The sequence below is a fragment of the uncultured Thiodictyon sp. genome (assembly GCF_903828115.1).
In the GTDB taxonomy this organism is placed as follows: Bacteria; Pseudomonadota; Gammaproteobacteria; order Chromatiales; family Chromatiaceae; genus Thiodictyon.
Window position 1 is genome coordinate 1 of record NZ_CAIKKU010000868.1, and the last position, 24,692, is coordinate 24,692.

General features: G+C 69.1%; 24 protein-coding genes. 5 read left to right on the forward strand and 19 right to left on the reverse strand.

Features of this window, described 5'->3' with window-relative positions; all coding sequences use genetic code 11:
- Window positions 1-124: 124 nt before the first annotated feature.
- The 9 genes from QZY48_RS32525 to QZY48_RS32565 all read right to left on the reverse strand — a co-directional run bounded on the left by QZY48_RS32525 (window position 125) and on the right by QZY48_RS32565 (window position 9,099).
- Window positions 125-1,000, reverse strand: coding sequence for a phospholipase D-like domain-containing protein (locus tag QZY48_RS32525; protein ID WP_295438596.1), 876 nt, complete (start codon window positions 998-1,000; stop codon window positions 125-127).
- A gap of 66 nt (window positions 1,001-1,066) precedes the next feature.
- Entirely contained in the window at window positions 1,067-2,047 is a 981-nt protein-coding gene (locus QZY48_RS32530) for a DUF4351 domain-containing protein (protein WP_295438598.1), read from the reverse strand.
- A 235-nt stretch (window positions 2,048-2,282) separates the two neighbouring features.
- Entirely contained in the window at window positions 2,283-3,164 is an 882-nt protein-coding gene (locus tag QZY48_RS32535; RefSeq protein ID WP_295438601.1) for a helix-hairpin-helix domain-containing protein, read from the reverse strand.
- A 143-nt stretch (window positions 3,165-3,307) separates the two neighbouring features.
- Entirely contained in the window at window positions 3,308-4,195 is an 888-nt protein-coding gene (hflC, locus tag QZY48_RS32540; RefSeq protein WP_295438603.1) for a protease modulator HflC, read from the reverse strand.
- Complete coding sequence (hflK, locus tag QZY48_RS32545) at window positions 4,195-5,361, reverse strand: FtsH protease activity modulator HflK (RefSeq protein ID WP_295438604.1); 1,167 nt, start codon at window positions 5,359-5,361, stop codon at window positions 4,195-4,197. Before hflK ends, hflC begins: the two co-directional genes overlap by 1 nt.
- 231 nt (window positions 5,362-5,592) lie before the next feature.
- Window positions 5,593-6,918 (reverse strand): ribosome rescue GTPase HflX, encoded by a 1,326-nt coding sequence (gene hflX / locus QZY48_RS32550; RefSeq protein ID WP_295438606.1) that lies wholly within the window; start codon window positions 6,916-6,918, stop codon window positions 5,593-5,595.
- Window positions 6,919-6,933: 15 nt separating this feature from the next.
- Window positions 6,934-7,185 carry an RNA chaperone Hfq gene (gene hfq / locus QZY48_RS32555; RefSeq protein WP_295438610.1) on the reverse strand — a complete coding sequence of 84 codons (252 nt, stop codon included), beginning with the start codon at window positions 7,183-7,185 and terminating at the stop codon, window positions 6,934-6,936.
- Between the two features lie 368 nt (window positions 7,186-7,553).
- Window positions 7,554-8,516 carry a tRNA (adenosine(37)-N6)-dimethylallyltransferase MiaA gene (miaA, locus tag QZY48_RS32560; protein WP_295438678.1) on the reverse strand — a complete coding sequence of 321 codons (963 nt, stop codon included), beginning with the start codon at window positions 8,514-8,516 and terminating at the stop codon, window positions 7,554-7,556.
- Between the two features lie 25 nt (window positions 8,517-8,541).
- A complete protein-coding gene (locus QZY48_RS32565) occupies window positions 8,542-9,099 on the reverse strand; it encodes a hypothetical protein (protein WP_295438612.1) in 558 nt (185 codons plus the stop codon).
- A gap of 388 nt (window positions 9,100-9,487) precedes the next feature.
- Here QZY48_RS32565 and QZY48_RS32570 point away from each other — a divergent pair, with 388 nt between their 5' ends.
- Both QZY48_RS32570 and QZY48_RS32575 read left to right on the forward strand, forming a co-directional pair.
- Window positions 9,488-9,670, forward strand: a complete 183-nt coding sequence (locus QZY48_RS32570) for a hypothetical protein (protein WP_295438614.1) — start codon at window positions 9,488-9,490, stop codon at window positions 9,668-9,670.
- 180 nt (window positions 9,671-9,850) lie between these two features.
- Window positions 9,851-10,669: a Fic family protein gene (locus QZY48_RS32575; protein WP_295438616.1), complete on the forward strand. Its 819-nt coding sequence runs from the start codon at window positions 9,851-9,853 to the stop codon at window positions 10,667-10,669.
- Window positions 10,670-10,719: 50 nt separating this feature from the next.
- Here the strand turns inward: QZY48_RS32575 and mutL are convergent, their stop codons facing one another.
- From mutL to QZY48_RS32620, 10 genes are all read right to left on the reverse strand, one after another.
- Window positions 10,720-12,618, reverse strand: a complete 1,899-nt coding sequence (gene mutL / locus QZY48_RS32580; protein WP_295438618.1) for a DNA mismatch repair endonuclease MutL — start codon at window positions 12,616-12,618, stop codon at window positions 10,720-10,722.
- 255 nt (window positions 12,619-12,873) lie between these two features.
- A complete protein-coding gene (locus QZY48_RS32585) occupies window positions 12,874-14,181 on the reverse strand; it encodes an N-acetylmuramoyl-L-alanine amidase (protein ID WP_295438621.1) in 1,308 nt (435 codons plus the stop codon).
- Between the two features lie 127 nt (window positions 14,182-14,308).
- On the reverse strand, window positions 14,309-15,685 hold the full coding sequence (radA, locus tag QZY48_RS32590) for a DNA repair protein RadA (RefSeq protein WP_295438623.1): 1,377 nt from the start codon (window positions 15,683-15,685) through the stop codon (window positions 14,309-14,311).
- Entirely contained in the window at window positions 15,685-15,903 is a 219-nt protein-coding gene (locus QZY48_RS32595) for a hypothetical protein (protein ID WP_295438626.1), read from the reverse strand. The genes radA and QZY48_RS32595 overlap by 1 nt, the downstream gene beginning before the upstream one ends.
- A gap of 37 nt (window positions 15,904-15,940) precedes the next feature.
- Entirely contained in the window at window positions 15,941-16,387 is a 447-nt protein-coding gene (gene rplI, locus QZY48_RS32600; protein WP_295438629.1) for a 50S ribosomal protein L9, read from the reverse strand.
- 63 nt (window positions 16,388-16,450) lie between these two features.
- The gene (locus QZY48_RS32605) at window positions 16,451-17,356 is read right to left on the reverse strand and encodes a hypothetical protein (RefSeq protein ID WP_295438631.1); all 906 of its coding nucleotides are present in this window, start codon (window positions 17,354-17,356) and stop codon (window positions 16,451-16,453) included.
- Window positions 17,357-17,444: 88 nt separating this feature from the next.
- A complete protein-coding gene (gene rpsR, locus QZY48_RS32610) occupies window positions 17,445-17,678 on the reverse strand; it encodes a 30S ribosomal protein S18 (RefSeq protein WP_100919619.1) in 234 nt (77 codons plus the stop codon).
- 40 nt (window positions 17,679-17,718) lie between these two features.
- Window positions 17,719-18,087, reverse strand: a complete 369-nt coding sequence (gene rpsF / locus QZY48_RS32615) for a 30S ribosomal protein S6 (RefSeq protein WP_100919618.1) — start codon at window positions 18,085-18,087, stop codon at window positions 17,719-17,721.
- Between the two features lie 505 nt (window positions 18,088-18,592).
- On the reverse strand, window positions 18,593-18,712 hold the full coding sequence (locus tag QZY48_RS35185; protein WP_366929824.1) for a DUF29 family protein: 120 nt from the start codon (window positions 18,710-18,712) through the stop codon (window positions 18,593-18,595).
- Complete coding sequence (locus tag QZY48_RS32620) at window positions 18,672-19,031, reverse strand: DUF29 domain-containing protein (protein WP_366929823.1); 360 nt, start codon at window positions 19,029-19,031, stop codon at window positions 18,672-18,674. The genes QZY48_RS35185 and QZY48_RS32620 overlap by 41 nt, the downstream gene beginning before the upstream one ends.
- Before the next feature lie 254 nt (window positions 19,032-19,285).
- Here QZY48_RS32620 and QZY48_RS32625 point away from each other — a divergent pair, with 254 nt between their 5' ends.
- The 3 genes from QZY48_RS32625 to QZY48_RS32635 are packed head-to-tail and all read left to right on the forward strand — an operon-like array spanning window position 19,286 to window position 24,663.
- Window positions 19,286-19,450 (forward strand): toll/interleukin-1 receptor domain-containing protein, encoded by a 165-nt coding sequence (locus QZY48_RS32625; RefSeq protein ID WP_295438638.1) that lies wholly within the window; start codon window positions 19,286-19,288, stop codon window positions 19,448-19,450.
- A gap of 39 nt (window positions 19,451-19,489) precedes the next feature.
- Window positions 19,490-20,695, forward strand: a complete 1,206-nt coding sequence (locus QZY48_RS32630) for a toll/interleukin-1 receptor domain-containing protein (RefSeq protein WP_295438639.1) — start codon at window positions 19,490-19,492, stop codon at window positions 20,693-20,695.
- Window positions 20,692-24,663 (forward strand): AAA family ATPase, encoded by a 3,972-nt coding sequence (locus tag QZY48_RS32635; protein WP_295438642.1) that lies wholly within the window; start codon window positions 20,692-20,694, stop codon window positions 24,661-24,663. The genes QZY48_RS32630 and QZY48_RS32635 overlap by 4 nt, the downstream gene beginning before the upstream one ends.
- Window positions 24,664-24,692 lie beyond the last annotated feature (29 nt).

Sequence of the window (24,692 nt, forward strand, 5' to 3'; positions counted from 1 at the left end):
CCCTACGCGGCGCCGCGCCCGTAGGGTCCGCTGTGCGGACCACTCAGGCGTCCGCAGGAACCATGGTCAGGTTGGGCTTGGGACCGGACCCCACGCGGCTGCTCCTCGGGCGAAGGACTGCATTCTAAGCCCATGCGGCTCCCGCGGACGCCGGCAGCAGTGCAGGCCGCCGGGCCATGCCGAACACGCCGGCCTTACTCCAGGCACGGACGGCGTCCTTCTGATAGGGCCGCAGTTCGAGCCCGGCGGGCGGGGTCAAGGTGGCGCCGGGGCCGGGCTCGCGGACCTGGTTGGGGTCGATGCCGGGCGGGGGTTGGTCGGGGTTGCGGTAGCGTTCCAGGAGGACGCGGCTGGCCTGGCTGAAGTCGATGATGGAGAGGCCCGGGACCTGGCCGGTCCACAGGGATTCAAAGTCGTCGATGGCGGCCTGGACCCGGCCTTCCAGGTCCTGCCAGGAGCGGAACACGTCCAGGTGCTCGAAGTTCTCGACCAGGCCCCCGGCGGTCTCGTTGGCGGAGCCGGAGAAGCTGACGTGGTGGCCGCGGTCGTCGGAGAAGACGCCGGTCTTGGCGTGGAAGAGACCGCGGGCGTAGCTCCCCTGCGGGGTGACGCGCAGTGCGAGCTTGATCTCCAAGAGGCCGGCGGCGGCGAGCCAGGCGAGCGCGTTGAGCCGGTCCCTGATCAGGGCGTCTTCGATCTCGGCCAGGCTGCGGGCGGCGATGGTGCGAAGGCAAGCTGCCGGGGTGTCGTGGGCGCGTTCCAGGGCGGCGCAGTCGTCCGGTTCCAGGTGTGGGGAGACGATGAGACGCATCCGCCCGCGCCGCAGCGCCAGGCTCGCGACCCCGCGGGCGGCGAGCGCGAGGCCGCTGCTGGTGAAATAGCCGGCGGCGCGGCGGTAGAGGACGGCGGCCTCGAGACAGGGGACGAAGAAGCCGTGGACCAGGTCGTCGCGGCCGGTGCGGTAGGTGAGTTGCAGCGGGAGGTCGGTCAGGTTGGGCACTGGGTGATCGGGTGTATTGGGGCAGTAGGTTGGCGACGCGTCCGGTTACTGCTGCCAGGCGGCGGCTCAGTGTTGGCGGAGCCAGGCTTCGAGGTCGGCGACGGCGGTGAAGTCGAGCAGCGCCTCACCCAGGTCTTCGCTTCGCTCCAGCGGCAAGTCGGCGATACGCTCCGCAATCTCGGAAGACAGTGAGCCGAAGCGGCGCCGCAGTTGTCTTTGCACCAGGGCCGAGGCTTCCATCTGGCGGCCTTCCTCATGGCCTTCCAGATGACCCCGTTGGTACCCGATACGTTCGACAGAGGTGACGTAAGGCATGGTCTTGTTGCACTCCAGGGTGGTGAGTTCCTGCCAGAGCTTGGTTTCCAACTCGGCGGGCAGGCGCATCATCCAGTCGATAACGGCGAACAGGTCGATGATCCTTTGACGGTCCCAGTCCCGTTCATAGAGTAACTGGGCGAGGCGCCATTTTGCCGCATATCTGCGCTCGGCGTCGCCGCGCGTCTGGCGGGTGAGCAGATGCGCGGCGGTGACCAGGGCGAAGGGGTTGGGGTCTTCCAACAGGGCTTCCAGGCGGGGCGCATAGTCGAGGAGTTTGACCAGCGGGTACTCCAAGACGAGCCGACAGCCGAACAGGTCCCAGCCGAAGGCGCCCGGACGCCAGTTTGGGCTGTCGTCCGCGAGCACGGCGAGGCTGGCGACGGGTCGGTCGTAGCGTTGGAAAATCCGACAGTTGTAGGTGAACATGCGCTTGGGGAAGGCGCTGTCGTGGCCGCCCTGGATCTCGATATGGATGTAGACCCAGTCCTCTGCGCCGTCAAGGCGGTGGACGCAGACCAGCTTGTCGACGAAGCGCTTGCCCACCTCGGCGTCCTGGACCACTTGGGCCAACTCCTTGTCCAGGAACTGGTACCCGCGGCTCCAGTCGATTTGCGCGTAGGCGGTCGGGAAGTAGAAGGCGAGGAACTCCGGGAAGTGGTGCTCCAGGGCGTTCTTCCAGGGGGTGTCGTTGTCGGCCGTGGGGGTGGGCTGGTCGGGGCGCTCGGCCATGGTTGAATCTCGGGTTCGTCGGGGCCTTGTGATCATGGTGCCGGGCGCTACGTTGACGGCGAGGGCGCTGGTCCGCACAGCGGACCCTACGCGGCGCAGCTTCCGTAGGGTCCGCTGTGCGGACCACTGGGCGTCGGCAGGAACCATGGTCAGGCCGGGTGTGGGACCGGACCCCAGGCGGCTGCTTCTCGGGCGAAGGACTGCATTCTAAGCCCATGCGGCTCCCGCGGACAGATCAAGGCGAAGTCTTTACCCATGGGCGGATCTTCTCCAGCATCTTCCCGCCGATGCCCCTCACCCGCAAGAGATCTTCGACGCGCTGGTATGGGCGCCCCGCGATGATGGCATCGGCAGTCGCTTCGCCGACCCTGGGGATGCCCATCAGTTCATCTCTGGCCGCAGAATTGACATCCACCATCTGCGTGGGCTGCTTCGACTGCTGGTGCACAGTGGCAATACGGGTTTCCGAATCCTCCACTCGCTCGGCGCGACGCTCCTCCGCCAGGGCATCCCAATCGGTGTAGGCCCAGACCCCTTTGCGTTTATTGGCCGCCAGCAGTTCACTGTCGCGCAGGGCTGCCCGATAGTCTTCCTTGCTCAATCCCTTCGGCGTCGCACGATAGACGCCAAAGGCGCGGGCATGCCCCGCGGAAACCAGCGATGCGGCAAGGTCCTCGCCGTGGGCGGTGGTAACGAATGCATAAATGCGCTGGTACCTGGCGTCACCTTTGGCATCGGAAAACGCGGTGTGCACTGTGAAGGGTTGCGCCAACAGTGAACGTACCACGGCGGCTGCGGCCTCCCCCAGGGATTTTGCCAGTTCGATCGACGCGGTCGGCGTTCCGCCGTAAGCGGAAATCCCGAAATACCGTCGCTGGGCACGCAGGCGCCTGGCGTCGACATCATCCGTAACATGCCACTCCAGGCAATCCGCACCATACAGGCGCAGCGTGTGTTGCGTTCCGTCCGGAAACCGCGCCGGGAAGCTGTCGCCATCCGCCCATGCGGCTGGCACCAAGCGAACATTCTCGATGGTTTGCAGATCAGCGGCAACGCCGAATCCGTTCAGAAAGATAAGGACGCAGAGCAGTGTCGAGCGGATTGCGGCGCAGATCATGATATGAAGCGAATCCACTGACCCAGTCTGAAACATGGCAGCTTGCCCGGTCGCGTCGCGGCTGAAGCCGCTCCCACGGGCCTGAGCCTTGGAGGGGCGTGGCGGACGCCGCCGCGTCAGGGGATGACGCGGCGGCCTGGCGGCTACTGCGGGGCCTTGCCGTCCTGGTTGCGGAAGAAGCGGAAGAACTCGGAGTCGGGCTGCAGGACCATCATGTCGCCGCCGGGGCCGAAGGCGCCGCGGTAGGCGTTGAGGCTGCGGTAGAAGGAATAGAAGTCCGGGTTGGCGCTGAAGGCGGCGGCATAGATGTCGGTCGCCTTGGCGTCGCCCTCGCCGCGGGCCTCCTCGGACTCCTTGTAGGCCTCGGCCAGGATGACGGTGCGCTGACGGTCGGCATCGGCGCGGATGCGCTCCCCCGCCTCCTTGCCCTTGGCGCGCAGGTCGCTCGCGACCCGCTCACGCTCGGCGCGCATCCGCATGTACACCGATTCGCTGACCTCCGGCGGCAGGTCGATCTTCTTGACCCGCACGTCGATCACCTCCACCCCCAGGGTATTGGCCTGGAGGTCGGCCTTCTTGGTCAACTCGGCCATCAGCTCGGTGCGCTCCTCGGACACGACCTCCTGGATGGTCCGTCGCCCGAATTCCTCGCGCAGACTGCCGCCGATGCGCTCCCCCAGAAGCTTGGCGGTGCGGCTGGAACTGCCGCTGGTGGAGCGGAAGAACTGCGCGGGGTTGCTGATCCGCCACTTCACGTAGTAATCGACGATGACCGCCTTCTGCTCCACCGTGAGATAGCGCTGGGGGGACGAGTCCAGGGTCTGGATGCGGCGATCGAAGAGCTTGATCTCGTTCAGCAACGGCACCTTGAAGTGCAGTCCGGGCGTATAGTCGGTACCGGTGATCTCGCCCAGGCGCAGCTTGATGGCGGTCTGCCACTCGTTGACGATGAAGGTCGATGACCAGATCAACAGCAGCAGACCGACCAGGACGGCCGGCAGGAAGTTCTTGTACTTGCTTATCATGTCCATCAACGCGCCCTCCGGTCACGATCAACGGGGCGGGCGACCGCCGGGCGGGGCTCGGCTTCCGCCGGCGCGGCGGGCGGCGGGGGCGCCGTCACGCCCGTCGTCTGACGATTCCGCATCAGTTGATCGAGCGGCAGGTACAGATTGCTGGCCCCCTCCTTAACGTCGAGCACCACCTTGTTGGTACCACTCAAGACCTCCTGCATGGTGTCGAGATACAGCCGCTCGCGCGTCACCTCGGGCGCCTTGAGATAAGCCGCCAGCACCGAGGTGAAGCGCGACGCCTCGCCCTCGGATTCCGCGACCACCTTGTCCCGATAGGCCTTGGCATCGGCGATGATACGGGCGGCCTCGCCGCGCGCCTGGGGCAGGACCTGATTGGAGTAGGCCTCGGCCTGGTTCTCCGAGCGCTGCTTGTCCTCACGCGCCTTGATCGCGTCGTCGAAGGCCTCCTTGACCTGCTCCGGCGGCTTGGCCGGCTGCATGTTGACGGAGGTCACCTTAAGACCGGTCTTGTAGAGGTCCAGAAGCTCCTGCACCCGCTCCCTGATGATCGTCTCGATAGCCTCGCGGCCGTCGGTCAGGATGAAGTCCAGCTTGCTGCCGCCGATGGTCTTGCGCACCACGGTCTCGGTCGCATCCTTGATGGAGCGCTCCGGGCTCTGGTCTTGGAACAGAAACTGGGCGGGGTCCTGGACCAGCGACTGGATCGTCAACTCCACGTCGACAATGTTCTCGTCCTTGGTCAGCATGGCCGCCTGGTGGCTGAAGGTCGATACCTCGTCCACGTTGACCTTCTCGACCGTTTCAAAGGGATAGGGGATCAGCCAGTGCGGCCCCGGGTCCGTGGTGTCCAGATACTTGCCGAAACGCATCACCACGCCGCGCTCCGCCGGCGCCACGATGTAGAGACCGGTGGCGAGCCACGCCAGGACCAACACCCCGACGATGATGGCGACGGTGCGCGCCGCCAGGGCCCCGCCGGGGAGATTGAAGCCCCCGCCGCCGCCTGAGCCGCCGTTACCGCCGGACTTGTTCCCGCCGAACAGTCCGCCGAGCTTTTCCTGGAGCTTGCGTACGACCTCATCGAGGTCGGGCGGCCCTTGGTCGCCGCCGCTCTTGCCGCTCCAGGGGTCTTTGTTGCCGCCACCTGGCTCATTCCAGGCCATAGAAACTCCGTCTGTCGTAAGTCAGCGTCAGTGATTGGGGAAGCCCCGAGCGGCGCGCGCGCCGGACTGAGGCCGTGTATGGACCATACCGCGACCGGGATCGCCGAGCGCCAGTCAGCAAGATGCCGACGATACCGGCCGAATCAAGCATCGCACACCGGGTCGCGCCGCGACACCGGACCGCCGATTGTAGGCAGCGGACCGCCGCGGCGCAAACCCGGCACGCGTGAGTCACTCCGGGGTTTCAGGTTCTTCGTCGCCCCCGCCCTCCTGGTCCAGCCCGAGTTGGTCCGCCAGACCCGGCGCCTGCGCCGCCAGGCGCCGCAGGTCGCCCGGGGCGATCAGTATCTCCATACGCGACCCCCCAAGGTCATCGGGCTCATCGGCCAGGACGCCGGCATGGGCGTAGATCCAGGCGCGCAGCCGGGCGTCCTGCGGACCCAGGAGCAGGCTACGGGGCGAGCGCGCCCCGTCGATCAGTTCCGCCACGGCCGTCAACAGCAGGTCGATCCCGGCCCCGGAGGCGGCCGACAGCCAGACCCGCACCGGCGTCCCGGCGGCATCGCGCTCCAACCGTGGGGGTTCGTCGTCCAGCAGATCGATCTTGTTCCAGACCTCCAGGCGCGGCAGTTCCAGACTCCCGATCTCCGCCAGGACCGTCTCCACATCGGCGATCAGACGCGCGCGATGGGGGGCCGAGGCATCCACCACATGCAGCAGCAGGGCGGCGTTGCGGGTCTCCTCCAGGGTGGCGCGGAAGGCCGCCACCAGCTCGTGGGGGAGTCGGCTGACGAAGCCCACGGTGTCGGCCAGCAGGGCCCGCCCGCCGTCCGGCAGGGCGAGCCGCCGCAGCGTCGGGTCCAGGGTGGCGAAGAGTTGATCGGCCTCGTACACCCCCGCCTCGGTCAGGCGATTGAACAGGGTGGACTTGCCGGCATTGGTGTAACCGACGAGCGAGATCACCGCGAGTTCCGCCTTGTCGCGGGCGCGCCGCCCCTGGGCGCGTTGCGTCTGGATCTGGTCGAGCCGTTGATTGAGCAGCGCGATGCGCTTGGCCAGGAGCCGACGGTCGGTCTCGAGTTGGGTCTCGCCCGGACCGCGCAGGCCAATGCCGCCCTTCTGGCGCTCCAGGTGGGTCCAGCCGCGCACCAGGCGGGTCGAGAGATGGCGCAACTGGGCCAGTTCCACCTGGAGCTTGCCCTCGAAGGAACGCGCCCGCTGGGCGAAGATATCCAGGATCAGACCGGTGCGGTCCACCACCCGGCACTCGAGCAGACGCTCCAGGTTGCGCTCCTGGGCCGGGGAGAGCGGGTGGGCGAAGACCGCGAGCTCAGCCCCGGTCGCTGCCACCAGGTCCTTCAACTCCACGGCCTTACCGCTGCCGATGAAGAGCCGCGCGTCGGGCACCTTGCGGCTGCCCCCCAAGGCGCCGACCACCAGGGCACCGGCGGAGCTGGCCAGCAGCGCAAATTCCTCACGCTCATCGGGCTCGGCCGTGCCGCCCAAGTCCAGGTGGACCAGGATGGCGCGCTCGCCGGAACTCGGCCGGTCGATCACGACAGAACCGGTGCCCTAGGCATTCCCGGGCTCGTCGAGTTCGTCTCCGGTCGGGGGCAGCTTGACGTTGCGGGCCGGCACCACGGTGGAGATCGCGTGCTTGTAGATCATCTGACTAACATTGTTCTTGAGCAGCACGACGAACTGGTCGAAGGACTCGATCTGGCCCTGGAGCTTGATCCCATTGACCAGAAAGATCGACACCGGGATGCGCTCCTTGCGCAGGGCGTTGAGGAAGGGGTCTTGCAGGCTTTGGCCCTTGGACATGGCTTTGGCTCCTTGTTGTAGTCGCTACCGTGAGGATTTGCCCGGCTTGAATGCCTGACCGACCGCGACTGGCGCGGGCGTCGGCGTGCGTGGTCTGCAGCCGGGACCTGCCGAGCCACGCAATCGAATTCTCTTAAGTGTATCGCCTTTGCCGTCTCTCGGGGCGCCCGATCATCCTGGAAAGAGTGGTCGGTGGTCAGTGGTCAGTGGTCAGCGATCAGCCGTCAGCGATCAGCCGTCAGCTAAACGTGCGTCAGTGCCGTCAGGCCCGGCCCCGGTGGGAGCGGCGTCAGCCGCGACGCGACCGCGCAAGCGGCCGTGGCCTCGTCGCGGCTGAAGCCGCTCCCACGCGATCATTACAAGCCCCCTCACGGCCGGTCGCGCCGGGCCGCGATCAACGCCAGTGCCCGCGCCAGCGGCTCCCCCTCGTCGGGCAACCAATGACAATCGGCCTCGGCACGCAACCAGGTGAACTGGCGTTTTGCCAGTTGTCGGGTCGCGACGATGCCGCGGTGCAGCATTTCATCGAAACTGTACTCTCCCAAGAGGAATTTCAAGACCTGCCGATAGCCTACGCAGCGCATGGACGGCAGTTCCGCCGTCAGGTCGCCGCGCGCCCAGAGGCCCTGCACCTCCGCGACCAGGCCCTGCTCCACCATAGCGCGGAAGCGCCGCTCGATGCGCCCGTGCAGGGTCTGGCGGTCCGTCGGCGCCCGCACCAGCTTAAGCAATCGATAGGGCAAGTCGCCGCCCTCCCCGTTACCGCGCCCGATCAGGGTGCTCATGGGCTCGCCGGTGACGGCGTAGACCTCCAGGGCACGCTGGATGCGCTGGGGGTCGTTGGGGTGAATCAGGGCCGCCGTGGGCGGGTCCACCAAGGCCAGCCGCCGGTGCAGTGCCGCCCACCCGAGCCGCTCGCCCTCCTCCAGCAGAGCCGCACGGATCGGCGCGTCCGCATCCGGCAACCGCGCCAAACCCTGCTGGAGTCCGCGGAAATAGAGCATGGTGCCGCCCACCAGCAAGGGGATACCGCCCCCGGCGCTGATCTCGCCCATCGCCGCCAGGGCCTCGGTGCGGAAGCGGGCGGTGGAATAGGACTCGCACGGGTCCAGGATATCGATCAACCGGTGGGGCGCCGCCGCCTGCACCTCCGGCCCCGGCTTGGCGGTGCCGATGTCCAGCCCCCGGTAGATCATGGCCGAGTCCACGCTGACGATCGCGCACGGCAGGCGCTGCACCAGTTCCACCGCCAGTTCGGTCTTGCCGGCGGCGGTGGGGCCCATCAGGAGGATGGCGAGCGGGCGGGGGTCGGGGGCTGGTGAGGGGTCCATCGCTGGGTCTTCGGCGTTCAAGGGTCTATTTCGAGCCTCCCTGCGCCAGGACTTTCTGGATCAAGGGCAGCATACGGAGCGAAAGCAATCGGAAAGGTACAGGTCGATTGCGCAGCCACAATCCCGGATCGCCTCGTCGGATCGCCCGCGCATGAAGAGGATCGGTGTGGCCGTAGTCGGTGTTGCGAATGGCAAGCCAGAGGCCCAGGGCCTCGGCCGGCGGGCTCAGGGTTCGGATCGGGGCCTGCTGCTTGTCGTGGTCCGGGTCGAAGTCCAGCTTCGGCACCACGGCCTTGGGGTCCAGCAGGCCGAACAGTTCCGGACAGGGGGCGGCTTGGCCGGCGTCGATGCCCGCGTCGATCAGGGCCTGACCGGCGTGGGAGAGCCCGGCCGCACGGCGCAGCCACACGCGACCACCCAGGCAGGCCCGATCGGTGAGGGTGGCGTGGACGATGCGCAGGCCGTAGCAGGTCAGGGCGCTCGGCGGTTCGTCGCCGCGGGCACCGACCAGCCACAGGAACTGGCTGGCCAGCGCGACGCAGTGCAGCTTGGTTGCCGAGGTATCTGCGTCCGTGTGTGCCATGGAGTCTCTTCCCGTAGGGTTTCTGCGGTGCGGGCCGGGTGGTCGTTGGTGTGCGATGCGGCCAGTTCATGGGCCGACCGGGGGATTGTATCCAATGGCAGCCGCGCAGGAGACGGCGCCTTCGGTCCCCCATGATTCGCACGCCTGACCACCCCGCGGCATCGGGTCTTCGCGGCTCTGTCGCCAGACCAGGGTGGACCTCGCGGACCTCGGCTACACCGAGCTTGCCCAAACCCGCGTAGAGCGGAACGCCGCAGGCGGTTCCGCCATCTCGGTACACGACGCGATGGCGGATCGACCTGCGGGCATCCGCCCTGCGGAGACGAGCGGGTACGCCGAAGTCGTCAGCGCCGCTGCCACCGTCCCCCGGTTACGCTATAGTTTCACCATGCAACACGCCATCGACCCCAAGATCGATTGTGTCTTCAAGGCCCTGCTCGGGGCCGAGGGCAACCGTCGGCTGTTGATCCACTTCCTGAACGCGGCCTTGGGCGACGACCTGCCGGCGGACCCAGGCGGCGGCACAATAAGTACCGGGTGTTTCTTAAGATCGGTGTCGGTGAGGCTGTAACCGGCATCCGGAGGCGGCGGGAGCCCTGCCAGCCCGAACAAGAGGGCCGGGCGGTCCTGAAACAGACGGTAGAACAGCTGCACGACGCGGCGGCGGATCGCCGCTTTCTGGGGTCGGGCGTCTGAGATTATACTGAAGCATGTTCAGAATCCGGATACCGCCACCGCGCGTACCAGCCTTATGACCCAGCCGACGATCCTCTGTGATCTGAGCCCGCACCGACCCGATCCCCGGACCCTCTTACTCTATGACCGCCTGGACGGGCGGCGGCGTGAATTGGACGGACTGCGGCCCCTGGCGCCGGACCAGGCGGCTGACCTCAAGCGGCTCTATGACCTGGACCTTACCTATAACAGCAACGCCATCGAGGGCTCGACCCTGACCTATGCGGAGACGCGCGTCATCCTGGAGCAGGGTATCACCGTCGCGGGCAAGCCGTTGCGCGAGCACCTGGAGGTGATCAACCACAAGGAGGCGATCGACTTCATTGAGGAATTGGCGGCGCGGGGGGGCGGACCGATGCGCGAGTCCGATCTGCTGTCGGTCCACAGTCTGATCCTGCGCGGTATCGATCCCAAGAACGCCGGGCGCTATCGCACCGTACCAGTGGGCGTGCGGCAAGGGGATGGCGAGATTCGCCACTTCTGCGATCCGTTGCAGGTGCCGCTGGCGATGCGCGCCTTTCTGGACTGGCTCGGCGAGAATGGCAACCACCCGGTCCAGAAGGCGAGCGAGGCGCACCTGCACCTGGTGAGCATCCATCCCTTCATCGACGGCAACGGCCGCACGGCCCGGCTCTTGATGAACCTGATGCTGATCCAGGCAGGCTTCCCTCCGGCGGTGGTCCTGGTGAAGCGGCGTCTGCATTACATCGAGGCGCTGGAGAGCGCCCAGGGGGGCGGGGAACGGGGGCCATTCCTTGCGCTGATCGGCGCGGCGCTGGATGACAGTCTGACCCTTTATCTGGACGCCTTAGGCCGCGGCACGCGCTATCTCTGAAGGTGCGCACAACGCAGGTCGCAAAGCGCTCTATGACGGGCATGGCGCCGCTAACGCCCCCGCGAAAACAGCCGATCCAGTTCCACCTGGGTCACCTGGATCCAGGTCGGCCGGCCGTGGTTGCACTGGTCGGCCCGCTCCACCCGCTCCATGGCGCGCAGCAAGGCGTTCATCTCGTCGAGCGTCAGGCGCCGGTTGGCGCGCACGGCCCCGTGGCAGGCCATGGTCGACAGGACCCGATTGACCTCCTCGCTCACCCGCGCGGACTCCCCGTGCACCGCCAGATCTGAGAGCAGGTCCCGGACCAGGCGCTCCAGGTCCGCGTCGCGCAGGAGCGCCGGGACCTCGCGCACCGCCAGCGTCCCCAGGTCGAGCCGGTCGATCACCAGACCCAGACCCGCCAGGACTTGCCCGTGGGTCTCCAGCAGGCCCGCCTCGCGCGGGCTCACATGCAGGGAGACCGGCACCAGCAGGGGTTGGCTGACGATGCCCCCGGCGCGCCAGGCCGACTTGAGCCGCTCATAGCCGATGCGCTCGTGGGCGGCGTGGATGTCGACGATGATCAGCCCCGCGGCGTTCTGCGCCAACAGATAGACACCGCCGAGTTGCGCCAGGGCGAATCCCAGCGGCGGGGCCTCCCCGTCCGTTGCCGGGAGCGCCGTGCCCCAGCCCGGTCCGGCACTCTCCGCCGCCGCGGTGCCGGACACCCCCGGCCGCTGAAAGGCAAGCCCCGCGGCATAGAGACCCGCCGCCCCCTCGGCCACGCCCAGCGGGAGGCGACTGGTCCCCGGCGCCGCCGTGCTCAGATCCGCTCGCGACAGCGGCCCGAGTGCGTCCGGCGGTCCCGGGTCCGACCAAACGAGCCCCGCCGCCGCGGCCGACGCGCCCCCCTCGCCCGCCGCCCCCAGACTCCCGACCGCCAACCGCCGCTTGAGTCCGCTGAAGATGAAGTCGTGCACCTGGCGCCCCTCGCGGAAGCGCACCTCCTGCTTGGTCGGATGGACGTTCACGTCCACCAGCCGCGGCGGCAGTTCGAGAAACAGCACATAGGCCGGGTGGCGGGCCTGGTGCAGCACGTCGCTGAAGGCCTGGCGGACCGCGTGGGTCACCAGCTTGTCACGCACCATGCGCCCGTTGACATAGAAGAACTGCTGGTCCGGCTGGCTGCGGGAGAAGGCCGGGCGCAACACCCAGCCGGACAGACGCAGTCCCACCGCCTGCTCGTCCAGCCACAGTGACTGGTCGCCGAAGCCCTGACCGAGCAGGGTGTCCAGGCGGGCGCGCACCAGGTCCGAGGCAGCCCCGGCCGGGGCCAGGTCCAGCACGGTGCGGCCGTTGTGGCGCAGGCGCAGGCCCAGCTCCGGACGGGCCAGGGCGATGCGCCGCACCACCTGTTCCAGGTGCCCGAACTCGGTCTTGTCGGTACGCAGGAATTTACGCCGGGCCGGGGTGTTGTAGAAGAGGTCGCGCACGTCTACCGTGGTCCCCGGGGGATGGGCGGCGGGGCGCAACTCACCCGGGGTCCCGTCCGGCCCCACCGTCACCTCATGGCCGCTGCCCTCGTCGGCGGCCCGCGAGGTCAGAGTCAGGCGGCTCACCGAGGCGATGCTCGGCAGGGCCTCCCCGCGAAAGCCCAGGGTCGCGACCGCCTCCAGGTCGGCGAGGTCTGCGAGCTTGCTGGTGGCGTGTCGGGCCAGGGCCAGGGCCAGTTGACCGGGGGGGATCCCGCGCCCGTCGTCGCGCACCCGCAGGCGTTTGATCCCGCCCTGCTCCACCTCGATCTCGATGCGGGCGGCGCCCGCGTCCAGGCTGTTTTCGAGCAGTTCCTTGGCGACCGCGGCGGGGCGCTCCACCACCTCGCCGGCGGCGATCTGGTTGACCAGGTGGCTCGGCAGCACCCGGATCGGCAGGCCGCGGGCGGCGGCGGCGGGGGTGGATTGGTCGATCAATAGTACCCCCCGTTTCAGCTATTCTTGCGCCTGCTCAAGCCCCGCAGGGGCGCGATATACCAGCCCAGGGCAACGCCCTGGGATAGCGTTATTAATATCGGCCTAGCCCTGAAAGGGCGTGACATCAGGAGCCACGCCGTTATGTCACGCCCTTTCAGGGCTAAGCGCTGCGATAACCCATACCCAGGGCGTTGCCCTGGGCTGGTATGTTCGACCCCGTTGGGGTCGCTACGCAAGATAAGCTGAAACCGGGTCCTAGCCGTCGCCCGCGCCATTACCGGACTGCGCGTCGGCACTCAGAGGCCGCACCGCCGTCTGCTCCCGGTAGTGCTGGAAATACTGCTTGATGCCCGCCAGGATGGCCACCGCCAGGCGTTGCTGTTGGGCGCCGCTGCGCAGGCGCGCCTCCTCGCCCGGGTTGCTGATGAAGGCCGTCTCGATCAGGATCGAGGGGATGTCCGGTGACTTGAGCACCACGAAGCCGGCCTTCTGGACCCCCTGCTTGTGGGTCGCGCCGAGCCGGCTCAGGTTATTCAGCACCGCACCCGCGGCCTTCACGCTGCGCTCCTGGGCGGCGTTCTGCACCATGTCGAGCATCACGGTTGCGAGTTGGTCATCGTGCTCCCCCAGGTCCACCCCGCCCACGCGGTCCGCGCTGTTCTCCTTGTCAGCCAGCCACTTGGCCGCCTCGCTGCTGGCGCCCCGGCGCGACAGGGTGAACACCGAGGAGCCCCGCGCCCGCGGGCTGTCGAAGGCGTCCGCATGGATGGAAATGAACAGGTCCGCGTTGTGCTTGCGCGCCTTGCGGATGCGTCCGCGCAAGGGCACGAAGGTGTCACTGTCGCGGATCAGCACCGCTCGCATCCCCGGCTCCTTTGCCACCAGGGCGGCCAGACGCCGCGCGATGGCGAGCGTGATGTCCTTCTCGCGCGTGCCGTGGGCGCCGATCGCCCCCGGATCAGCGCCGCCGTGGCCGGCATCGATCGCCACCACCAGGGTACGCGCCGCCCGCGCCCGCGCCCGTGCCTTGGTGCGCGGCGGCGGCTGGGCACTGGGGGGGGCGTTCGCGTTCAGGGCCTCAGCCGCGGCAGCGACGGCGGCAGCGGTGACGGTGTTGGTGTTGGTATTGGTGTCGGTACGGGCATCGGCACCAGTCCTGGCCCCCGCGGTAGGAATCAGGTCCACCACCAACCGGGACCCGCGTCCCGCGTCCGCCGCCATGGCATAGCTCTTGATCCCCACCGGGCGTTTCAGATCCAGGACGATGCGCAGGTCGTCCCCCGCCCGCGCCCCGCTGCGCAACCCGGTGAGATTGGGGTCGTCCCCGGCGGGCTTGGGGAGCTTGGCGGCGAGTCGCGCGTCCGCGAGGTCGATGACCAGCCGGTCCGGCCCGGCGAGCAGGAAGATCTGCGGCGTAACCTTCGCGCTCAGGGCCAGCACCAGCCGGGTCTTGTCCGGGGCCTGGGTGACGCGCACACCCGTCACCCGCACCGGCTCCGCCGCCAGGGTGGGCGACAGCAGCAGCAGGAGCACCGGCAACAGGACGGCGAACAGCGGCTTCACGGCTTTCACCCGAGGGCAGAATGCGGCGACGGACATGCCCAAAAGATAGCACGGTCCTAGGACCTTTTCCAAATGAAATCCTGAGATTAGACAGGCTTTCTCAAGAACCCGACAGATGGTGGCGGGATCAAACCCCCTCGATCGCCGCGGCGAGTGTCTTAACCGCCAGGATTTCAAGCCCCTCCACCCCCTCCTTCGGCACATTGCCGGCCGGGACTATGGCCCGGCGGATGCCGTGTTTGGCGGCCTCGCGCAGCCGGTCCGGGCCGTTGGGCACCGGCCGCACCTCACCGGAGAGCCCGATCTCACCGAAGGCCATCAGCTCCAGCGGCAGCGGGCGGTCGCGGTAGCTGGAGAGCACCGCCAGCACCAGGGGCAGGTCGGCCGCCGTCTCACTGATCCGCACCCCGCCCACCACGTTGACGAAGACGTCCTGATTGAACATGCCGATGCCGCCATGGCGGTGCAGCACCGCGAGCAGCATGGCGAGCCGATTCTGGTCGAGCCCCAGCGCGACCCGCCGCGGATTGGCCAGCGGGCTCTCATCGACCAGGGCCTGCACCTCGACCAAGAGCGGCCGGGTCCCCTCGCGCGTCACCATCACCACGCTGCCCGGCACCGGTTGGTCGTGGCGCGACAGGAAGATGGCAGAGGGATTCCTGACCTCCCGCAGGCCCCGATCGCCCATGGCGAAGACCCCCAACTCGTTCACCGCCCCGAAGCGATTCTTGATCGCCCGCACCATCCGGAAGGGCCCGCCCGCCTCGCCCTCGAAATAGAGGACCGTGTCGACCATGTGCTCCAGCACCCGCGGGCCGGCGAGCGCCCCCTCCTTGGTCACATGCCCGACCAGGAACACCGCCGTGTCCGCCCGCTTGGCGAAGCGCACCAACTGCGCCGCCGTCTCGCGCACCTGGCTGACCGAGCCGGGGGCCGAGGGCAGCAGGTCCGTGTAGAGGGTCTGGATGGAGTCCACGACGATCACCCGCGGCCCCTCGCGTTCCGCCAGGGCCAGGACGCGCTCCACGCAGGTCTCCGCCAGCAACCGAATGCCGGCCCCGGTCACCCCCAGGCGCCGGGCGCGCAGCCCGATCTGCTGGGGCGACTCCTCCCCGCTCACATAGAGCACCGGGTGCTGGGCGCCCAGCGACTCGCACGCCTGCAGCAGCAGGGTGGACTTGCCGATCCCCGGGTCCCCGCCCAAGAGCACCACCGAGCCGATCACCAGTCCCCCGCCCAGCACCCGGTCCAGTTCGCCGATCCCGGTGCCGGTGCGCACCCGCTCCTCGGGCTTAAGGTCCGCCAGGGACTGGATCTCCGACTGCGCCGCCCCCGCGAACCCGCCCCGCACGGCCGCACGGTGCTGGGACGGCGGCGGCCGTGTCGCCTCCTCCACGCTGTTCCAGGCCCCGCAATCGGCGCACTGACCGCTCCATTTGGGCTGCGCCGCCCCGCAGGCGTTGCACACATAGGCGGCGCGGGGCTTCGGGGGAACGGTGGCCATTAGTGGTTGCCCTTGCAAATGGGTGCGATCAGAACTGATGTGGTGACCGAGATCCCCGGTACGCTGTCGTTGTCGTTGTCGTTGTCGGTGTCGTTGTCGGTGTCGGTGTCGGTGTCGTTGTCGGTGTCGTAATCGAATAATCCGACCACGATTACGACAACGACAACGACAACGACAACGACGCAAAACCCGGCCCGGCGCTGGCCGGGTCGGGTCATGAGCAGGCGTCCAGCCCGCCGGGCGCGGCTCGCCTGATCAGGTGCCGGGGACGATGTCCACCGTGATGATCGCCTCCACCTCCGGGTGCAGGCGCAGCGTGACCGGGAACTCACCGACGGCACGCAGCGCGGCCGGGAGGCGCACCTCCGCCTTGGTGATGGCCACCCCGGCGCCGGTCAGGGCGGTGGCGATGTCGCCCGCGCCCACCGAGCCGAACAGGCGGCCCTCGTCGCCGGCCTTGCGGGCGATGGTGAGGCGCAGCCCTTCCATGGCGGCCTTGCGCTCCTGCGCACCGGCCAGGTTGGCGGCGGCCTCACGCTCCAGTTCCGCGCGCCGGGCCTCGAAGGCCTCCAGGTTCTTGGCCGTGGCCGACACGGCGAACCCGCCGGGGACCAGATAATTGCGGCCATAACCGGGGCGCACCTTGACCTTCTCGCCAAGGCTGCCCAGACCACCGACGTTCTTCAGCAGGATGACTTCCACTTCGCTTTTCCTCGAGTCTTTAGGGGGACGGCCGTGCGTGCAGCGCACGCGCGGTCCGGCAATTCAGGCCGGGGGCCGCGGCCCGAGGCGGGCACGCAGGTCGACCCAGATATCCACCAGGCCCAGACAGGCCACCAACACCAGGGTGCGGGGCATGAACACGACCAACAACATATAGAAACCCACCAGCCAAGCGCGCCGCGCGCCGCGCTGCGCGATCAACTGGTGGATGACCGCCAGCCCCTGGAACAGCCACAGGGGGGAGAGCACGAGCAACAGGTCCGGGATCAGGCCGGGGCCCGGCTGAAAACCGACGCCGGCCACCAGCAGCAGGCCGACGAGACCGACCACCGGGTGTAACCGGAAGGAGCGGAAATCCGCCCCGAAACCGCCCGGATTGTAGAGCTGCCCCTGCCACCAACGCCCGATGAAGAGCCCCACCAGCACCTGCAGCATCAAAGCCGCGGCCAGGGCCCCGGTCATCCAGGGGGCCAGGGTCACAAAGACCGCCGCGGCGGCCGACTCGTCCAGTCCCCCGTCCTTGATCAGGGCCGCGCGCAAGGGCTCCAACAACCGCAGCCAGGCGCTGGTCGGGTCGCCGATCAGCGCATGGATGGACAGGACGCCCAAGACCCCGGCCAGCCCCGCCGCCTGGGCAGTGAACGCCAGTGACCGGGAGAAGCGCAGGATCGCCGCGAGCCCCCACACCGGCAGCCACAGGACCAGCAGAATCGCGAGCGCTGGCCAGGGCGAACCCAGCAGCAGGGTGCACAGGATCAGGCAGCCCAGCCCCGCCAGGGCGCCGACCCGCACGCCGTACCAGGTCCCGCCGCGCAGGGTCACCAGGGCCAGGGTCGCACTGCTCAGCAGGCCCACGAGCGGGAGCAGCAGGGACAAGAGCCCGGTGCACCAGGCCACCAGGCTGGCTTGCACCGGCCCACGCATGATGAACGCGGCCAGGGGCTTCATCGGCTGGGAGGCGCGGCAGGTCCGGACCGGTCCCGGGCGCGGCGCTCACCCGCCCGGTGCCGGGCCGGCGCCCGCTCGGGGCCCCGGATCAATGCGCGTCGGTATAGGGCAGCAGGGCCAGGAAGCGGGCCCGCTTGACCGCCTGGGCGAGCTGGCGCTGGTACCTGGCGGAGGTGCCGGTGATGCGGCTCGGCACAATCTTGCCGGACTCGCTCACATAGGCCTTGAGCAGGTTGAGGTCTTTGTAGTCGATCTCGGCGATACCCTCGGCGGTGAACCGGCAGTAACGCTTGCGACGGAAGAAACGGGAGCTATTTTCCATGGTGTCTGGCCCTTTGAATGTCGATGAGCGGGGTCGGTCTTCAGTCGCTGTCCGCGTCGCCGCCAAGCGGCTCGGGGCGCTCGCGCTCCTCACCGGTCTTCAGCAGCGGGGACGGCTCGGTGACCGCCGCGTTACGACGCAGGATCAGATTGCGCAGGACCGCGTCGTTGAAGCGGAAGGCACTCTCGAGCTCGTCGATCGCCTCCTGGTCGCACTCCACGTTCATCAGCACATAGTGGGCCTTGTGGACCTTGTTGATCGGATAGGCCAGGGGCCGCCGACCCCAGTCCTCGAACCGGTGCACCACCCCGCCGCGCTTCTCCAGGTTGCCACGGTAGCGCTCTACCATGGCCGGCACCTGTTCGCTCTGGCTCGGGTGAACCAGAAACACCACTTCAAAATGTCGCATTGCTGCTCCTCATGGATTGACAGCCTCCCGCCGGGGTCGGTCCGAAACCGACGCCGGGGGTGAGGCAAGGAGTTTTCCCGGATCGCGGGAAACCAGGCATTATACGGAGAAAGGGGGGGGAGTCAAAGGGGTTCGGAGTTCGGAGTTCGGAGTTCGGAGTTCGGAGTTCGGAGTTCGGGGTTCGGAGTTCGGGGTTCGGGGTCAGGTCGCGCGGCGGGCGCGCGAAATTGTCGATATCGGTGCGCGCCTCCAGCCGGGGGGCCGGTTCGGCCTGGCCGACGTCGCAGGCATCCACCCGGCCGTCGCACTCCCGATTCAGGTCCAGGGCGCGCCGCGGGTCGCCGTCTCGTCCCGGGCGGAGTTCCCCCGACTCATGCTCAGCACTTGGATCACGGCAGGGGCGCCCAGCCCCGGCACCGGGCCAGACGGGCCAGGCGCGCTCCGGGTCCCGCCACCGGGCGATCTGGTTCAGTGCGGGTTGCCAAGACTTGGGGACAATCCAAGCCTACCCGGGCAGCCAATCTTCGGCCAAGACCTGTCCGGGCGACCATGGGCAGATTTCGGGAAAGCCAGACAGACTTGCCTCAGATGCAACCTGGGCCGTTGCATCGTCCCAGACCTCCAGCCACCACTCGGGGTTCTTTGAGTTCCGGCTTCAGGCTCGGCGTCTTGTCGAGGCGCCGCGCCACGCCTCTGCGCTGATTGCTGATGGTGATTTGCCAACTCGCGCCGCGGCGCTCCGGTTGGAGCTGCCACTTGATGAGGTGGGCCAGGAGGACCGCCATGCGATTGGCCAGCTCGCGCTGCTCGCTCTTGCCCACGTCTTCGATCTCCTCGGCCAGATGCGGGGTGTCCAACAGGTCGAGGCGGCACTCGCGCAGGAACCTTGCCTGCTCGTTGGCCCAGGCGACCACGTCGTTTTCGTAGCGTGCGGTCTCAATCATGGGTCTGTCCTCGGTGGCTTCTGCGGCGGCGGGCGGTCGGCACACCGGGACCCCACTGGCGCGCGCCGCGACGCCTCTGCAAGACGTTGGGGCGCGACTGATGCCGCTTCCACCGGATGGCAGATTACTATAGCCTGGGACCTGGGCAACCAGAAGCCCGCTTCTTGTTTGGCGCAAGGGCCGGGGCGGGTGAGTTCGGGTAGACTGCCGACACGACTCTGGAAGGTTCCCGACCATCAGCAAAGGAGCCGCGAATGCCCCAGCGCCCGTTCGACCCGCCCGTCTACGACTGCTTTTTGAGCTACCGCTCAGCCCGGTTCGACTGGGTGGAGACCCTGGCGCGCAACCTGGTGAGCCAGGGGCTCAAGGTCTTTCTGGACCGCTGGGGGCTGATCCCGGGGGAGGACTTTCCCACCTAGCTCGACGGGGCGCTCAAGGCATCGCGCGCCGGGCTGTTGGTGGCGAGCCCGGACACGGTGGACTCCGAATGGGTGCGCAACGAATGGAATCGGATGCTCGCCCACCGTCATACCGATCGCGGCGGCGGTGCTGCCGCCCCCTTCCGGATCGTCCCCCTGCTGCTGGGGCCGATGCCCGCCCTGCCCTTCATCGGCAACTATCACGGCATCGACTTCGGCGCGGCGACCGACGAGCCCGGCTACCGGCGCGCCTTCGGGATGCTGGTCAAGGCACTGGCGGGCGAGCCCCCGGGGCCGGACCCGTACCACCGGGGGCCGCTGATCCTGCCGCCCGGGCTCGCGGCGGACCCGCCGATGGCGCCGAGCCAGCGGGGCGCCATCGACGAGGCCCTGCTGCTGCTGCGCTCGCCCAACCCGGTCGCCATCCTGGCGCAGCGGCACTACCCGCTGGGGCGCATCGCCGCGGTGTTGGCGCAGCGGCTGGGCGAGCAGTATGGCGCGGAGCGGGTGGTGCAGATCGCGCCGCTGAACGACCCGGGGACCGACGGCGCGACCTATTTCGCCCATCTGGCCCGGCAGGCCGGACTGGACGGGACCGTCGTCGGCGCCGGGACTTGGCGCCAGGCCCTGGAGGAGCGCTTGCGCGGCGATCCATGGGCGCTGGTGGTGCGGGACTTTGACCAGGGTCCGGACGGGCCGCGCCGGGCCCTGGCCGCGGAGCTGCGCGCCCTGGCCGGCGGCGGCCGGGCGCGCATCGCGGTCCTGGGCGGAGTCCACCTGGCCGAGCAGATCTACGCGACCCCGGAACTGTCCCTGCTGCGCGGGGCGAGCCCGGTCATGCTGGACGACCCGACCGCCCTGGACCTGGTCCACTGGCAGCGGGAGCTGTTCCCGGCCCTGGCGCCCTGCCCGGCCGAACTCGACGCCATCGCCGAGTGCTCCGGCGGACACCCCAGGCTGATCCAGCACGCGCTGGTCGCGCTGGGTCTGGGCCAGGACTGGCGCGCCGCGCTCGCCGACACCCGGCCCTACGAGCCGCTGCTCACGCCCTATTACCCGCACCGGGAATCGGTCTGCCGGCTGCTGCGCCAGGGCATCCCGGGGCTGGCCCAGGGGTGGGACCCGGACCCGCTGGTGCGCGGGCTCTATTGGGACAACCTGCTGGCGCGGCGCGGGGGGCGCTATGCGTGGCGGTCGGCGGGGATTGAGGACGCGGCGCGGAGGCTGCTGGGGTGCGGGGGATGAGACGGCTGGTCGCCGCGCTGGTCGTTTGGGGGTTGCTGATCCTGGCGGGGACGGCTTGGTCTGCGGCGTCGACGCTGGTGGATAGGCCGGAGCGGGTGGAAGGGTATGTGGTACTGGCGCCGCCAATGGGCAAGGTGAACGTCCTGGCCGTCGATCCACAGGGGCACTGGTTGGCCTCGGGCTCGGGCGACAACACCTTGCGCGTCTGGGACCCGGCCACCGGGACCTTGCTCCACACCCTCACCGGGCACACCGGTTCGGTCCGGACCCTGGTCGCCGATCCCGAGGGGCGCTGGCTGGCCTCGGACTCATGGGACAACACAGTGCGGATCTGGAACCCGGCGACCGGGACCCTGTTGCACACCCTCGCGGGGCACACCGGTTCGGTCTCGGCAATGACCGCCGATCCCCAGGGGCGCTGGTTGGCCTCGGGCTCATTCGACAACAGTGTACGGGTCTGGGACCCGGCAACCGGCACGCTGCTCCACGCCCTGACCGGGCACACCGGTTCGGTCCAGACCCTGGCCGTCGATCCCCAGGGGCGCTGGCTGGCCTCGGGCTCGGGTGACGACACGGTGCGGGTCTGGGAACCGGGTACCGGCGCATTGCTCCACACCCTCGAGGGGCACACCGCTCGGGTCTCTGCCCTGGCCGCCGATCCCCAGGGACGCTGGCTGGCGTCGGGCTCGCAAGACAATACCGTGCGGCTCTGGCACCCCGCGACCGGGACCTTGCTCCACACCCTGACGGGGCACACCGATGCGGTCCGGGCCCTAGCTGCCGATCCCCGGGGGCGCTGGCTGACATCGGGCTCGGACGACGAGACCGTGCGGGTCTGGGATCCAGCGACCGGGACGCTGCTCCACACTCTCACCGGGCAGACCGGTTCGGTCAGTGCCCTGGCCGCCGATCCCGAGGGGCGCTGGGTGGCATCTGGCTCATCGACCGACCCCATCGTGCGGGTTTGGGACCCGGCGACCGCGACCCTACTGCGCACGCTGGAGGGGCACACCGGTTCGGTCTTGGCGCTGGCAGCCGATCCCCAGGGGCGCTGGCTGGCGTCGGGTTCGGGCAACAACATTGTGCGGGCCGAGTCCTCGGCCACCGGGACCAGCGAGCGATGGCGCGTGGCGGGAGGTTGGCTGGCATCGAGCTCATCGACAGACCCCACCGTGCGGGTCTGGGACCCCGCGACCGGGACGCTGCTCCACACCCTCACCGGGCACACCGGTTGGATCAAGGCCCTGGCCGCCGATCCGCAGGGGCGCTGGCTGGCTTCGGGCGCTACCGACGGGACGGTGCGGATCTGGAGCACCAACTCTTGGACAACCATCCGTATGCTGATCGGTGGATCGGGGCGCGACTGGACAACCTGGGACGCGAACAGCGGATTGGCGCGCTGGGAATCCGGCGGACTGCTGCTGCAACAGACGCCGGATCGCGGCCTGCAACCCATCCCACCCACCCCGACCGCCAACGGCGCCGATCTGGCCCTGGTCTCCAGCACGCCGCCGGAGCAAATCGCGGCCGATGGCCTGGCAACCTGGACAATCGAGGTCAGAAACTCAAGCAACATCCCCGCCCACTGGATCCGCGCCGAATCGGCCAGCGATTCGGACAGCCTTGCCGTTTACGGCTCCCGCACCGAGATCCGCCTGAACCCCGGCGAGCAGACCAAGCTCGAGTTGAAGGTCGCCCTCCGCCGCCTGCCCGCCGGCAAGGACCCCGCAGGCTGGGTCCAGGGCTGGCCGGAGCGGGCCAGTCTGCCGCCGATCCGGGTCTTGAGCGCCGGTGGCGCCGGTCCGCTCGTCCCGGGCGGGCAGGAGATCCCGGTGGAGCGCCCGAGCCTGGCCCCCAGTGGCGAGCTGTTGGAAGACGGCAAGACCATCCGCGTCACCCTCGCCAACCAGGGCACCGGGTCCTCCGGCCCGCTGCGCATCCGGCTCGGCTCGCCCTCCTGCCGTGCCCAGGCGCAAACCCAGTCCCAAACCCAGCACCAGGCCGAGATCGGGACCGGCAAGCCCACCGACTCCTGCCGACGGCTGCTGCGCCTGCTCGACTCGCTGGTGGAGGACGCCGCGGTCCAGTCCATCCCGGCCCTGGACGCCCGGCCGGTCTCCTTCGCTGCCCAGGAGCGACTTAACGTCAAGGACCTGGAGCGTCTCTCGCTCCTCGCCTACCGCACCCAGGGCCCGGCGACCGACTGGGACTTTGCGGCGATCCCGATCTCCGGCGCGCTGCCGGTCTGGCTGCTGAGCGCCGCAGCCCTGCTGCTGCTCGCCACCGCGGCGGCGGTGTATTACTGGCGGCGCTACCAGCACCCGCTGGTGACAACGATCTGCCGCGATGCGCAGGCCCTCTTCGCGCTCGCCCCCGAGCGCCTGCCGGAGGCGGAGCGTCGGCTGCGCCTGATCCGGCGCCTGGACGGCGCCATGGACGCGCTCGGCCTGCCGCGGGCGAGCCTTGATCGGGTGCGTGCCTGGCTTTCTGCACCGGCCGCGGAGCAGGCGCGGCAGATCGCCGAGCGGCTCGGGGCGGCGTGCCACCCGCTGGAGCCCGACGGGCAGCGGGCCGAGCCGCCCGTCTGGCGGCTGGGGCTCCAGGCGTTCCCGCAGAACCTGAGCACGCTGGCCCTGACCCTGGTCCCGGCCGGATCGTTCAGCCAGAGCGACCCGGAGGGCCTGCTCCAGGGGCTGCGCGAGCGCCTGGACGCGGTCCGCGGTCTTGGGACCGGCGGCCTGCCGCTCCTGATCCTGAGCGCGGACGGCGAGACCCAGCGGGACCTGAACCGGCGCACCGCGGAGCGGCGCGACCGGCTGATCGCACCAGCCCCGGAGGTCCTGACCCGGCTCCTGCTCGCCCCCGAGCCGGCCCTGGTCCTGGCCCGGGCGCTGGCCGAGCGCATCCCGCGCACCGAGCTCTCGCCCTACCAGACCGGCGGCGGGGTGCAGGACCCGCGGATGTTCTTCGGCCGCGCCGGGCTCTTGGACCACATCGTCAACCGGGACCCGGGCAATTATCTGGTGGTCGGCGGCCGTCAGGTCGGCAAGTCCAGCCTGCTCCAGGCGGTGGCGCGCGCGCTCGCGGGCTCCACCCGGGTGCGGGTGCACTATTGCGCGCTGGGCGGTGCGGACCTGGCGGAACCGCTGGCCGCCGCGCTCGGGCTGGCAGCAGGCGCGGGGCTTGCCGACATCGAGTCGCTGCTGCACCGGTCGGGGGGCGCGCGGCCCCGGGTCCTCTTGATCGACGAGTCGGACGCCTTCGTGCGCGCCGACGCGGACCGGGACTACGCGGTGCTCAAGCGCCTGCGGGGGCTGAGCGAGTCGGGCCTCGCCTATTTCAGCTTCGCCGGCTACTGGACGCTCTTCGAGCGCTCGGCACTGGACTTTCATTCGCCGCTCAAGAACTTCGGCGAGCTGATCCAGGTCGAGGAGTTGGAATGGGAGGCCTGTCTCGCGCTGGTGCAGCGCTGGCTCGGGCTCTCGCTCGCATCCAACGCGCTCGCCGAGCGCCTGGTGCGCGACTGCGGCCAGCGCGCCAACCTGATCGCGATGGCCTGTCACCAGCTCGTCGCCCGGGTCCGGCCAGACCAGCGGGAGATCGGCGCCGCGGACCTGGAGGCGGTGCTCGCGGGCGAGCGCATCCGCGACGAGCTGCTCGGCAACTGGCACAAGCTGGTCGCCGACGAGACCGAGCAGCGGCTGGACCGCATGGCGGTCTATGCGTCGGTGGACTGGAACGACTTCGGCTATGGCGAGTTGGCCGCGCGCCTCTCGGATGCGGGGCTCACGGTGGACCCGGAGCGGTTGGAGCGCAGCCTGCGGCGCCTGCGGCTCGCCTTCGTGCTGGGACTCGCAGACGGCCGCTATTGCTACCGGGTCCCGCTGCAACAACGGCTGATCCGGCAGGACGACCCGGGGATACGGCTGCGGCAGGAGGTCGCGAACCAGGGGGGTTTCCTGATGTGATGCCGCTCACCCCCCGGTGGGAGCGGCTT